The organism is Roseomonas sp. SRI_022 (genome assembly GCF_057586215.1).
The window spans coordinates 42,671-54,403 of sequence record NZ_JBYCZL010000034.1; the positions used below are offsets into that span (position 1 = coordinate 42,671).

Genomic DNA, 11,733 nt, shown 5'->3' on the forward strand with positions numbered 1-11,733 from the left:
ATAATTGACCCGTGCCGCCCTGTCGAGGCTCGCCGGCCAACAGAAACCACGCCCCCTGGCCGGCGTTGACGCCGGTAACGGACCAGGATGGGGACGGACATGACCGGCCGGCGCCTGCGGGCCCTGTTCTTCGATGCGCTGCGCGGCTTCATCGCGGATGAATGCCTCAGCCGCGCGGCCTCCATCGCCTACTTCACGCTGTTCTCGCTGTCGCCCCTGCTGGTCATCGCGGTCGCCATGGCCGGCGCGGTCTTCGGGGAGGACGCGGCGCGCGGGGCGGTGCAGGGCCAGCTGCGCGGCCTGCTGGGCCAGGATGCGGCCACGGCGATCGAGGCTGCCATCCGCGGCGCCTCCGATGTCGGCACGGGCACGCTCGCCGGGGTGTTCGGCGTCGCGATGCTGCTGCTGACTGCCAGCGGCACCTTCGGGGAGATCCAATCCGCCTTGAACGCCGTGTGGAAGACCGAGGTCCCCTGGACCGGCACCGTCTCCCGGTTGCTCCGGGCGAAGGCCGCCGCCATGGGGCTGGTCGCGGCCACCGGCTTCCTGCTGCTGACCTCGCTGGTCGCCAGCGCCGCGATCGCGGCGGCCGGCACCTGGATGCAAGACCGCCTGCCAGGCAGTGCGGCGGTGATCGAGGCGGTGAACGCGGTGGTCTCCCTGCTGCTGGTCGCGGTGCTGTTCGGGGCGATCTACAAGGTCCTGCCGGACCGGCGCATCGCCTGGGGCGACGTCGCAGTGGGCGCGCTGATCACCGCCATGCTGTTCACCGTCGGGAAATCGGCGATCGGGCTGTACATCGGCGGGGCCGGCATCGCGGGCAGCTTCGGCGCGGCCGGCTCGCTCGCGGCGGTGCTGGTGTGGATCTACTACTCCTCCCTGATCTTCCTGCTGGGGGCGGAGGTCACCCGCGCCTGGGCGAATCGCGAGGGGTCGCGGCAGGCCAGGCCAGTTCCCGCGAAGGCCCCGCCGCCACCGCCGCGCATCGTGGTAGTGGAGAAGCCGGCCCCCTCGCCGCTCGGGGCCGTCGCCGGGACGCTCGCCGCGGTGGCCGGCCTGCTGCTGCTGCGACGACGTTCGCCACGGGCCTGACTCGGGGCGCACCAACGCAAAAAGGCGGCGCCCGGTCTCCCGGACGCCGCCCTTCAAGCCGTCCCTCGCGGGACGAGAGCCTTACTGCGTGATCTTGGCGACGACGCCGGCGCCGACGGTGCGGCCGCCTTCGCGGATGGCGAAGCGCAGGCCCTCGTCCATCGCGATCGGCGCAATCAGCTCCACGTCCATCGACACGTTGTCGCCCGGCATCACCATCTCCACGCCTTCCGGCAGGGAGACCACACCCGTCACGTCCGTCGTGCGGAAGTAGAACTGCGGACGATAGTTCGTGAAGAACGGCGTGTGACGGCCACCCTCCTCCTTCGTCAGCACATACGCCTCCGCCTTGAACTTCGTGTGCGGCGTGATCGAACCCGGAGCCGCCAGCACCTGCCCGCGCTCCACGTCCTCACGCTTCGTGCCGCGCAGCAGCGCGCCGATGTTGTCGCCCGCCTGGCCCTGGTCCAGCAGCTTGCGGAACATCTCAACCCCGGTGACCGTCGTCTTCACCGTCGCCTTCAGGCCAACGATCTCGACTTCCTCGCCCACCTTGATGATCCCGCGCTCAACGCGGCCCGTCACCACCGTGCCACGGCCCGAGATCGAGAACACGTCCTCGACCGGCATCAGGAACGGCTTGTCGACCTCGCGCGCCGGCTGCGGAATGTAGGCGTCCACCGCCTCCATCAGCTGCAGGATCGCCTGCTCGCCCAGCTCCGGCGACTTGTCTTCCAGCGCCATCAGGGCCGAGCCCTTGATGATCGGAATGTCATCGCCCGGGAACTGGTAGCTGCTCAGCAGCTCGCGCACTTCCATCTCGACCAGCTCCAGCAGGTCGGGATCGGCCATGTCGCACTTGTTCAGGAACACCACCAGCGCCGGAACACCGACCTGGCGCGCCAGCAGGATGTGCTCGCGCGTCTGCGGCATCGGGCCGTCGGCCGCCGACACCACCAGGATCGCGCCGTCCATCTGCGCCGCACCCGTGATCATGTTCTTCACGTAGTCGGCATGGCCCGGGCAATCGACATGCGCATAGTGCCGGTTCGGCGTCTCGTACTCGACATGCGCCGTCGAGATCGTGATGCCGCGCGCCCGCTCCTCCGGCGCCTTGTCGATCTGGTCATACGCCGTGAACGACGCACCGCCCGTCTTCGCCAGGACCTTGGTGATCGCCGCCGTCAGCGACGTCTTGCCATGGTCCACGTGCCCGATCGTGCCAATGTTGCAGTGCGGCTTGTTCCGCTCAAATTTCGCCTTCGCCATGGTCCTGTCCCGCTATCTCGTGACCTGTTGACGCCACCCGCGCATCGCTGGAGCGGGTGACGGGAATCGAACCCGCACAACCAGCTTGGAAGGCTGGGGCTCTACCATTGAGCTACACCCGCGCCGCGAAGCGCCGAACCAACCAAGTCCCCGCCGCCTGGCCGGGGGAGTGACGCCGCGCTGACCGCGGCAGGCGGATATGGAGGGGGTTGGATTCGAACCAACGTAGGCGCAAGCCAACGGATTTACAGTCCGTCCCCTTTAGCCACTCGGGCACCCCTCCGCAGCCGCTCGCCCCATCAGGGCTGACGGGAGCGCGGCGGGTTAACCGCATGGGACCGCGACTGTCAACGGAGACGGCAGGCCCGGGCGCTGCGCCGCGGCCTGAACGCAACATTCCCCCCCCATCCCGCGACACGGACGCAACATTCCCCCCGCCCCGCGACATGGACGAGGCCTGAATGCCCGCCCGGTGACATTCCGATGAGATAACGAGCCCATAGCGTCCGGCCATCCACCAGACACGGAGCAGGTCCATGGCCGTCACCGCAACCTTCATCCCCGGATCGCAGATCCTCAGCACCTTCGGGGATGCCCTGAACAATTCGATCGACATCAGCCGCAACGCGGCGGGCGAAATCCTCGTCAATGGCGGCGCCGTCGCCGTCAAGGGCGGCAAGCCGACCGTCGCCAACACGGCGCTGATCCAGGTCTTCGGCCAAGGCGGCAACGACGTCCTGACCCTGAACGAGGCGAATGGCGCCCTGCCGCGGGCCAACATGTTCGGGGGCGGCGGCAACGACACCATCACCGGCGGTTCGGGCGGCGACATGCTCTTTGGCCAGGACGGCAATGACGTGCTGCTCGGCAAGGGCGGCGCCGACTTCCTCTTCGGCGGGGCCGGCAACGACATCATCACCGGTGGCGACGGCGACGACCAGATGTTCGGCGAGGGCGGCGACGATCGCCTGATCTGGAACCCCGGCGATGACACCGACCTGTTCGAGGGCGGCGCCGGCACCGACACCGCCGAGGTCAATGGCGGCAACGGCACCGAGATCTTCACGGTCACGGCCAATGGCACGCGCGTCCGCTTCGACCGGCTCGACCCCGCGCCCTTCGCCCTCGATATCGGCACCACCGAGAATGCCGTCGTCAACATGAACGGCGGCGACGACCGGTTCAGCGCCACCGGCAACCTCGCCCCGCTGATCAAGCTCATCGTCGATGGCGGCGCCGGCAACGACACCATCCTCGGCTCCAACGGCAACGACACCCTGCTGGGTGGCGATGGCAACGACTTCATCGACGGCCAGCAGGGCAGCGACGTGGCGTTCCTCGGCGCGGGCAACGACGTCTTCCAATGGGACCCGGGCGACGGCAACGACGTGGTCGAAGGCCAGGACGGCACCGACACCATGCTGTTCAACGGCTCGGCCGGCAACGAGGCCTTCGAGGTTTCGGCCAATGGCCAGCGCGTTCTCTTCACCCGCAACATCGCCAGCATCGTGATGGACCTCAACGACGTCGAGGTGATCGATCTGAACGCCCTCGGCGGCACCGACGCGGTCGTCGTCAACGACCTCTCCGGGACCGACATCCAGGAGGTGAAGATCAACCTCGCCGGCACGATCGGCGGGACGACCGGCGACGCGGCCGCCGATACGGTCAGCGTCAACGCGACCAACGGCAATGACGTCATCGACGTGGTGGGCGCGGGCAGCAGCCTCTCCGTGATCGGGCTGCCCGCCCTCGTCTCCGTCACGAATTCGGAGGGTGCGAACGATCAGCTCGTGGTCCGCGGCCTCGGCGGCAACGACCGCATGACCGCCACGACGCTGCCGGCCGGCGTCACCAGGCTCACGCTGGATGGCGGCGCGGGTGACGACACCATCCTCGGCTCGCAGGGCGCGGACTCGCTGCTCGGCGGCGACGGCAACGACAGCGTCTTCGGCGACAACGGCAACGACGTCGCCCAACTCGGCGCGGGCAACGATACCTTCCAGTGGGACCCGGGCGACGGCAACGACATCATCGAGGGCGGCGACGGCCTCGACACGATGCTCTTCAACGGCTCGAACATCAGCGAGGCCATCAACATCTTCGCCAATGGCGGCCACGCCCTCTTCACGCGCGACGTCGCCAGCGTGTCGATGGACCTCGACGACGTCGAGACGATCGAGTTCAACGCGCTCGGCGGGGCCGACAATATCGTGGTCGGCGATCTCAGCGGCACCGACGTCAAGACGGTGATCCTCGACCTTGCCGGCCCGGGCGCGCCGCAAGGCGATGGCGCGGCGGACAGCGTGACCGTCAACGCCACGAACGGCGCGGACACGGTGTCGGTGACCGGCAGCGCCGGCAATGTCGACATCACCGGGACAGCGGCGGCGATCAAGATCACCGGGGCCGAAGGGGTGAATGACGCCCTGACGGTCAACGGTCTCGGCGGCGACGATGTGCTCGATGCGTCGGGTCTCGCTGCCGGCGTGGTCAAGCTGACCATGAATGGCGGCTTCGGCGCCGACACTTTCCATGGGTCCGCCGGCGACGACCTCATCAACGGCGGCGACGGCAACGACCTGGCGGTGATGGGTGCGGGTGACGATACCTTCGTCTGGAACCCCGGCGACGACAATGACGTCCTCGAGGGCCAGGCCGGCACTGACACCATGCTGTTCAACGGCGCCAACATCGCCGAGCGGATCAACATCTCGGCCAATGGCGAGCGGGCCCTCTTCACCCGCGACATCGCCAGCGTGTCGATGGACCTCAATGAGGTCGAGGCCATCGACTTCAACGCCCTGGGTGGCACCGACAACATCACCATCGGCGACCTCTCCGGCACCGACGTGCATGACGTGCGGATCAACCTCGCCGGCACGATCGGCGGCACGGCCGGGGACGGCGCGGCCGACACCATCACCATCGATGCGACCGGCGGCGACGACGTCATCCTCGTCGTGGGGGACAACAATGGCGGCGTGACGGTCCTCGGCCTTTCGGCAGAGGTGCATATCTTCAACTTCGATGCCGGCGACCGGCTGGTCATCAACGGGCTGGGCGGTGCCGACGTGGTGGAGGCCTCCGGCCTCATCGCGGGGCTGCTGCAGCTCACCGCCGATGGCGGGGATGGCGACGACGTCCTGATCGGCAGCATCGGCGCCGACGTGCTGCTGGGCGGCAATGGCGACGACGTCCTGATCGGCGGGGGCGGCCTGGACGTCCTCAATGGCGGGACGGGCGACAACATCGTCATCTTCGGCTGACGCGCCGATACCGGCCGGGCAAACCCCGGCCGGAACGACCGACCGGCGGCCGCCCCAACGGCCGCCGGTTTCCTTGCGGGGCGGTAGCGGGCAGGATGCGCGCCATGCCACGCCCCCCGAAGCGGCCCGCAGGCCGCCCCCCCGCCCGCAGTTCCGGCACCCCGCCAGCCCGTGGCCGCACCCCACGCGCGGAGGGCGAACGCCATCCGCGCGCCGAGCGCGAAGACGCCCGCAAGCCCGCCCGTGCACGCGGCGAACGCGACGCCGAGGAACCGCGCCGGCCGGCGCGCGGCCGCGCCGAGCATGTCGGTGAGGCCGCCCGGACCGGCGACGCCGCTCGCAAGCCGGCCCGCGGCCGGGCCGAGCGCATGGGCGAACCGCACCAGAAGCACGGCCGGTCGCACCCCGAACGGGGCGCCGCGGCGCCCAAGAAGGGCCACCGCCCCGACCGCCGGGGCGAGGAACCACGCCTGCCCGCCCGCGGCCGCCCGGAACCGGCGCCCCTGCCCGATCCCACCCCCGAGCCGCCGCGCCCCGGGGCCGGTGCCGGGTCCGGCGCCTACTGGATCTATGGCCAGCACGCGGTGCTCGCGGCGCTGTCCAATCCGCGCCGCAAGCCGCGCCGGCTGCTCTGCACCACCGACGCTGAAATTGCGTTGCGCGACCATTTCGACGGCCCCTGGCGCGTCACCCCCGAACGCGCCGACCGCGCCCGCTTCCAGACCTTCCTGACCGAGGACGCGGTGCACCAGGGCATCGCGCTGCTCGCCGAACCGCTCGAATCCGTCGACCTGGAGGACGCGATCGAGGCGTCCGACGGGCCGGTGCTACTGCTCGACCAGGTGACCGATCCGCGCAATGTCGGCGCGGCGCTGCGCGCGGCGGCGGCCTTCGGTGCGGCGGCGGTGGTCATGCAGGACCGCCACGCCCCGCATGAGACCGGCACGCTTGCCCGCGCCGCGTCCGGCACGCTCGACATCGTGCCCGTGGTGCGGGAGGTGAACCTGTCCCGCGCCATCGCCACGCTGCAGAAGCACGGCTTCTGGGTGCTGGGCCTGGCCGGCGAGGCGAAGCGGACGCTCGCCGAGGCGGTGCCGCGCGACCGCCGGGTCGCCCTTGTGCTGGGCGCCGAGGATGCCGGCCTGCGCCGGCTGCAGCGCGAGACCTGCGACGAGCTGGTGCGCCTGCCGATGGCCGAGGGCGTGGAGAGCCTCAACGTCTCGGCGGCGGCGGCCGTCGCGCTCTACGAGATCATCCGCCGCTGAACGAGGCAGGGAAGGAAACACCCATGGCATCCGACGCCGCCGAGGCGATTCTCGAGGCGCGCCGCGCGCGGCGCATCCTGGCCCCGCTGGGCGCAATCGCACCGCGGACGACGGAAGCCGGCTACGCCCTGCAGAAGGAGATCGCGCTGCGCCTCGGCGGGCTCCCGCCGGCCGGCTTCAAGATCGGCGCGACGACGAAGCAGATGCAGACCTATCTCGGCCTGTCCGGGCCGGCCGGCGGCTTCGTGCCGAAGGCCGGCCTCCGCACCGGCTCGGCCACCGCGCGCCATGCCGACTACGTGGACCCCGGCGTGGAGTGCGAGGTCGGGCTGCGGCTCGCGCGCGACATCGCCCCCGGCCCCTGCACGCGCGACCAGGCGGCAGAGGCGGTCGGCGAGGTCTTCGCGGCGATGGAGATCGTGGACCGCCGCTATGGCGACCTCGCGGTGCTCGGGACGCCGACGCTGATCGCCGACCAGGTGTTCCATGCGGGGGGCGTGCTCGGCACGTCGGTCGCCGATTGGCGGGCGGTCGATCTCGCCGCCACGCGCGGGCGGCTGTCGGTGAACGGGCAGGTGCGCGGGGAAGGCGTCGGCGCCGACCTGCTCGGCCACCCCTTCGAGGCGCTGGCCTGGCTCGCCGCGTCGCCCTGCGCGGCGGCCTTTGGCGGGCTGCGGGCGGGGCAGGTGGTGTTCCTTGGTTCCGTCACGCCGCCGATCTGGCTCGATGGCCCCTGCACGGCGGTGGTGGAGTTCGACAGGCTGGGGCGGGTGGAACTGACGCTCACCTGATCGTGACAGGACGAAGGGGCGCCGCGGTTCCCGGCAGCATCGGTCGACGCGCGGGGCCTCCAGGACCATCGCCACTGGCCGGCGCCGCCGCACCAGACGGATGTTCTCATGGCTCTTTCCGCACCGTGCGCGCGCAACCCGGCTGTCCTTGGCGGGATTGCGGTGATCAGGTGAGAACCGAGGCGCCTTGTCGCGGTTGATGTCGTTGCCAAACCTGCTTGCCTGGCGCTCGATGGGGTGCCGGCAACGAAGTATTGTGTCGGGGGACCAGTCTCCCGATAGATGCACGTCACAGCCGTCTCCACCGGCCGCGGATGCCTTCGACGCATGACACCACCTGCGCCACATTGGATCGGTTTGTTCGATCTGTTCAGGATCGGGATTGGTCCCTCGAGTTCCCACACGGTGGGTCCCATGCTGGCCGCGGCGCATTTCGCGGAGCAGGTGGAGCTCTTGTTTCCGCCCGACAGCTTGGTCGTGGAACTCTTTGGATCGCTGGCCCTGACAGGAAAGGGGCATGGCACCGACGCCGCAGTCATTCTCGGCCTCGCCGGCGCCAAGCCCGATACCGTCGACCCGGATGATGCGGCGATCCTCGTCGAGCAGGTTCGGCGTCTTCGCAGACTGAGCCTGCCCTCGGGACGGCGCGTCGCCTTCGACCCGGCGGTCGACATCATCTTTCGGCCACGTGAGATGCTGCCGTTCCATCCCAACGCGCTACGCCTGTCGGCCAGGGCAATGGGGCAGGACGATTTCACCCGGATCTACTACTCGGTCGGCGGCGGTTTCGTCGTGGACGAGAACGGCGAGCCTCTGGCGGGCGCGGCGCAAGAGGGCCGGCCGGCAGTGCCCTTCCCCTTCGGGGACGGAGCGGAATTGCTCGAACGCGCTGGCGCGGCGGGCCTGTCCATCGCTGGCCTCATGCGCGCGAATGAGACCAGCCTGCGCAGCGCGGTCGATCTCTCTGACGGCATCGCGCGGATCCGCGCGGCGATGCATGCCTGCATCGCACGCGGCCTGCGTGGCGCAGGGGAACTCCCTGGAGGCCTGCGCGTGCGACGGCGCGCCCCCGCACTGCTTCGCAGGCTCGAGGAAAAGGCGCAGCGCAATCAGGCCGATCCGCTCGAGGCGATGGATTGGGTCAACCTCTGGGCCCTGGCCGTGAATGAGGAGAACGCCGCTGGCGGCCGTGTCGTCACCGCGCCTACCAATGGCGCGGCCGGCATCGTCCCCGCCGTTCTCCAATACTACGAACGCTTCGTGCCCGGCGCAGATGCGGCAGGGGTGGAGACCTTCCTGCTCACCGCAGCCGCGATTGGCGCGATCATCAAGCGAAACGCATCGATCTCCGGCGCCGAGGTCGGCTGCCAGGGCGAGGTCGGTTCCGCCTGTGCGATGGCGGCCGCGGGCCTGGCCGCCGCCTTGGGCGGCAGCAACGCGCAGATCGAGAACGCCGCGGAAATCGGGCTCGAGCACAATCTTGGACTGACCTGCGATCCGGTTGCCGGCCTCGTCCAGGTGCCGTGCATCGAACGCAACGCCATTGGCGCGGTGAAGGCGATCAACGCGGCCCGCCTTGCGCTGCATGGCGACGGCCGGCACCTCGTGAGCCTCGATCAGGCCGTGGCCACGATGCGGCAGACTGGGCTCGACATGTCGCACAAGTACAAGGAAACATCCCTCGGCGGGTTGGCGGTGAACGTCATCGCCTGTTGATGCGACGGATGCGCGCGGCGGATCGACCGCGGCGCGGCAGTCTCCGCGCACCCGGCCGTTGGCTCTGAAGTCGCGAGACGACCAGCAGAACCGCGAGTCTTCAAGTTGCCTTCTTGGGACCGCCGGCGATCACCGCGCGGCCCTGCACGACCTGCGTCACCGATACGCCGGGAAGGCCTTCGCGCAGCAGCGCCACCGCCGCCTCGTGGCAGGCCATGGCGTCGTTCGGGCTGTCGAAGAACGTCGCGACGGCGGCGTCGCCGGTCTCCCGATCACTCCGCGCCATCCAGACGGCACGGAAGCCCGGCGAACGCTCAATCAACGGAAGCGTCCGCTGCTCCACAAAGGCCCGCGTGTCTTGCGTCGCCGGGACGCCGGTGAGCAGGCGGATCAGAACGTAAGGAAGGCTTCCGGCGCCTGCCGCACGCCGTGCTTGCTGATGGACGAAGCACTCGCCCGAGAACTCCTCGCCTCGCGCAGGGAAAAAGTCCATGTGGCTCGCCAGCCAGCGGCGCGCCACGCTGGTCGAACCGTGCGCTGCGTCCGCGTCCGCGAAGCTGCTCACGCTGACGCCCGCGCCTGCTTCGTCCCAGAATGCGAAATACGCCTCGAATCCCGGATCGGATTGCAGGCTGGGGAGGAGCTCCTTCTCCACCGCCTCCTCGATCGTGGTGCGGTCGACGCCTAGGGTCGGATAGCGACGCAGGTTGATGTGCATGACGCGGCCCTCCCGAACGGTGCTTGTTTTCGAACCCTACAGCCCAAAGCACGGACCATGCATTGCTCGATTGCGCGTCCGCCCCCGCCTGGAGATCGGCAGCGGGCCTTCGCCGGCAGGGGAACCTCGCCCATGCCGCACCGGCATCGCTGATGCCTTCGGATGTTCGACCTGCTCAGGACGGTTCGCTGCAGAAATGCTGCATCCGTCCGCAGGCCTCGCGCAGGTTCGCCGTATCCGCCGCATACGAAACGCGAAAGCAGGGGCTCGTGCCATAGGCGGAACCCTGCACTGCTGCCACCTGCTTCCCCGGCGGCAGGGCGGTCGGGTTGCTCGGGACGTTCAGGACCAGCCACCTGGTGCGCGGCGTGATCGCGGCGTCGGGGCTCGCGGCGCGCATCCTGAAGCCGTCGTTCTGCGAACAGGGCACGCCGACCGGCCAACTTCGCCATGCCGGCATCGCCGATCCAAGGCGGGCGCGGGATGGAAAGGTCCGGGCCCTCCAGACCACCCCGCCCAAGGCCGTGCCGTTTGGAATGCCGGGACCTGGTGCCGGATGCCGGGTCGTCATGCGCGGTTAACCCGTCGCGGGCATTCTGCCGGTGCGGCACGAGGAGCCGAGACCATCGCCAGGACGGCGGATGACCCGGATGGGAAACGCCATGCGGCCGGCCGGCTGGAACACCCTGAGCGACGACCTGCAACTGACCCTGTCGCGAGAGGCCCTGCGCCGCGCGGCGGAAACCCTCGCCGACCACGCCGAGATCCTGGCGCGGGAGATGGAGGATGGCGCCCTGCTCGACCGCGGCGGGCCCGATGCGCTGCGCCTGTTCGCGGCGGTGGTGCGCAGCACCAACCGCGACGCGTTCGGTGAGGTCGGGCACGCCTGACGCGGTGCCGCGCCGCTACCGCCCGTACAGGATGTAGTTGATCGTCAGGTCGATGGTGACCTGTTCCTGCGCCGAACCCGGCGGGAAGGGCGGCAGCTGCGCGCCGCGGAACACGTTCTGCGAATAGAAGTTCAGGTAGATGGACCGCGACGCGGAGCGCAGTTCCACGCCGCGCACGCGCCCATCCGGGCCGGTATTGATGCGCACCGTGACGGGCCCCTGTTCGCGCAGATCGATCGCCTGACGTGGGTAGCGCAGGTTCTGGTCCAGCCATTGCCGGAAGGCGGCCCGCCAGTCGGGCCCGGCCTCCGCACCGTGCACGCGAAGTTGTTCGACCTCGCCCGGCCCCGGGAGCGTGGCACCCGGGCTGAGGTCGAGCCCGCGCCGGGGCGCAGCCGGCCGGTTGGGTTCACCGAGGCGGATCGGCGGACGCTGCGTGAGGTCGAGCGGTTGGGCGCGCTGCGCCATCTGCTCCGGCGCCTGGGGCGGCGGGGCCGGCGGCGGAGGCGGCGGCAGCGGCAATTCGGCGACCATCGGCGGCCGCGCCTGTTCGGGCGCGGGCGTACGCTGCGGCGGCGGGGGCGGTGGCTGTGTCGGCGCTTCGGCCGTGCGGGCGGGTGGTGGTGGTGGCGTGGGCGGCGGCGGCTCGGCCTGGCGGGGCGGCGAGGGCGTGGCCTCGGCCACCTGTGGCGGGGGGGGCGGCTGGATTGGCTCGGCCACGCG

The 11,733-nt window shown here is 70.1% G+C and carries 10 protein-coding genes and 2 tRNA genes; 6 read left to right on the top strand and 6 right to left on the bottom strand.

The genetic code is table 11. The features are described from left to right. Positions 1 to 99: 99 nt before the first annotated feature. Entirely contained in the window at positions 100 to 1,092 is a 993-nt protein-coding gene (locus AC2YHJ_RS24515; RefSeq protein WP_487398808.1) for a YihY/virulence factor BrkB family protein, read from the top strand. Between the two features lie 81 nt (positions 1,093 to 1,173). Here AC2YHJ_RS24515 and tuf read toward each other — a convergent pair whose 3' ends face one another. The 3 genes from tuf to AC2YHJ_RS24530 all read right to left on the bottom strand — a co-directional run bounded on the left by tuf (position 1,174) and on the right by AC2YHJ_RS24530 (position 2,644). Further along, positions 1,174 to 2,361, bottom strand: coding sequence for an elongation factor Tu (gene tuf / locus AC2YHJ_RS24520; protein ID WP_487398793.1), 1,188 nt, complete (start codon positions 2,359 to 2,361; stop codon positions 1,174 to 1,176). Between the two features lie 48 nt (positions 2,362 to 2,409). After that, positions 2,410 to 2,483: transfer RNA gene (locus AC2YHJ_RS24525), tRNA-Gly, on the bottom strand. Positions 2,484 to 2,561: 78 nt separating this feature from the next. Further along, positions 2,562 to 2,644, bottom strand: a tRNA-Tyr gene (locus tag AC2YHJ_RS24530). A 253-nt stretch (positions 2,645 to 2,897) separates the two neighbouring features. Here AC2YHJ_RS24530 and AC2YHJ_RS24535 point away from each other — a divergent pair. From AC2YHJ_RS24535 to AC2YHJ_RS24550, 4 genes are all read left to right on the top strand, one after another. Beyond that, positions 2,898 to 5,630, top strand: a complete 2,733-nt coding sequence (locus AC2YHJ_RS24535; RefSeq protein ID WP_487398809.1) for a beta strand repeat-containing protein — start codon at positions 2,898 to 2,900, stop codon at positions 5,628 to 5,630. A 470-nt stretch (positions 5,631 to 6,100) separates the two neighbouring features. After that, positions 6,101 to 6,895, top strand: a complete 795-nt coding sequence (rlmB, locus tag AC2YHJ_RS24540) for a 23S rRNA (guanosine(2251)-2'-O)-methyltransferase RlmB (protein WP_487398817.1) — start codon at positions 6,101 to 6,103, stop codon at positions 6,893 to 6,895. Positions 6,896 to 6,918: 23 nt separating this feature from the next. Continuing rightward, the gene (locus tag AC2YHJ_RS24545) at positions 6,919 to 7,686 is read left to right on the top strand and encodes a 2-keto-4-pentenoate hydratase (protein WP_487398810.1); all 768 of its coding nucleotides are present in this window, start codon (positions 6,919 to 6,921) and stop codon (positions 7,684 to 7,686) included. Between the two features lie 327 nt (positions 7,687 to 8,013). After that, positions 8,014 to 9,402, top strand: a complete 1,389-nt coding sequence (locus tag AC2YHJ_RS24550) for an L-serine ammonia-lyase (RefSeq protein ID WP_487398811.1) — start codon at positions 8,014 to 8,016, stop codon at positions 9,400 to 9,402. Positions 9,403 to 9,502: 100 nt separating this feature from the next. Here the strand turns inward: AC2YHJ_RS24550 and AC2YHJ_RS24555 are convergent, their stop codons facing one another. Next, entirely contained in the window at positions 9,503 to 10,120 is a 618-nt protein-coding gene (locus AC2YHJ_RS24555) for a hypothetical protein (RefSeq protein WP_487398812.1), read from the bottom strand. Between the two features lie 175 nt (positions 10,121 to 10,295). Beyond that, a complete protein-coding gene (locus AC2YHJ_RS24560) occupies positions 10,296 to 10,580 on the bottom strand; it encodes a hypothetical protein (protein ID WP_487398813.1) in 285 nt (94 codons plus the stop codon). A gap of 181 nt (positions 10,581 to 10,761) precedes the next feature. Between AC2YHJ_RS24560 and AC2YHJ_RS24565 the strand changes: the two genes are divergently transcribed. Continuing rightward, positions 10,762 to 11,010 carry a hypothetical protein gene (locus tag AC2YHJ_RS24565; protein WP_487398814.1) on the top strand — a complete coding sequence of 83 codons (249 nt, stop codon included), beginning with the start codon at positions 10,762 to 10,764 and terminating at the stop codon, positions 11,008 to 11,010. Positions 11,011 to 11,025: 15 nt separating this feature from the next. Here AC2YHJ_RS24565 and AC2YHJ_RS24570 read toward each other — a convergent pair. Continuing rightward, positions 11,026 to 11,733: TonB family protein (locus AC2YHJ_RS24570; RefSeq protein ID WP_487398815.1), on the bottom strand; the 708-nt coding region annotated here is incomplete at its 5' end.

Bases quoted from the DNA above. Each gene is read 5' to 3' on its own strand.
- AC2YHJ_RS24515 (WP_487398808.1), top strand. From the start codon at position 100: ATGACCGGCCGGCGCCTGCGGGCCCTGTTCTTCGATGCGCTGCGCGGC.
- tuf (WP_487398793.1), bottom strand. From the start codon at position 2,361: ATGGCGAAGGCGAAATTTGAGCGGAACAAGCCGCACTGCAACATTGGC.
- AC2YHJ_RS24535 (WP_487398809.1), top strand. From the start codon at position 2,898: ATGGCCGTCACCGCAACCTTCATCCCCGGATCGCAGATCCTCAGCACC.
- AC2YHJ_RS24545 (WP_487398810.1), top strand. From the start codon at position 6,919: ATGGCATCCGACGCCGCCGAGGCGATTCTCGAGGCGCGCCGCGCGCGG.
- AC2YHJ_RS24550 (WP_487398811.1), top strand. From the start codon at position 8,014: ATGACACCACCTGCGCCACATTGGATCGGTTTGTTCGATCTGTTCAGG.
- AC2YHJ_RS24555 (WP_487398812.1), bottom strand. From the start codon at position 10,120: ATGCACATCAACCTGCGTCGCTATCCGACCCTAGGCGTCGACCGCACC.
- AC2YHJ_RS24560 (WP_487398813.1), bottom strand. From the start codon at position 10,580: ATGCCGGCATGGCGAAGTTGGCCGGTCGGCGTGCCCTGTTCGCAGAAC.
- AC2YHJ_RS24565 (WP_487398814.1), top strand. From the start codon at position 10,762: ATGACCCGGATGGGAAACGCCATGCGGCCGGCCGGCTGGAACACCCTG.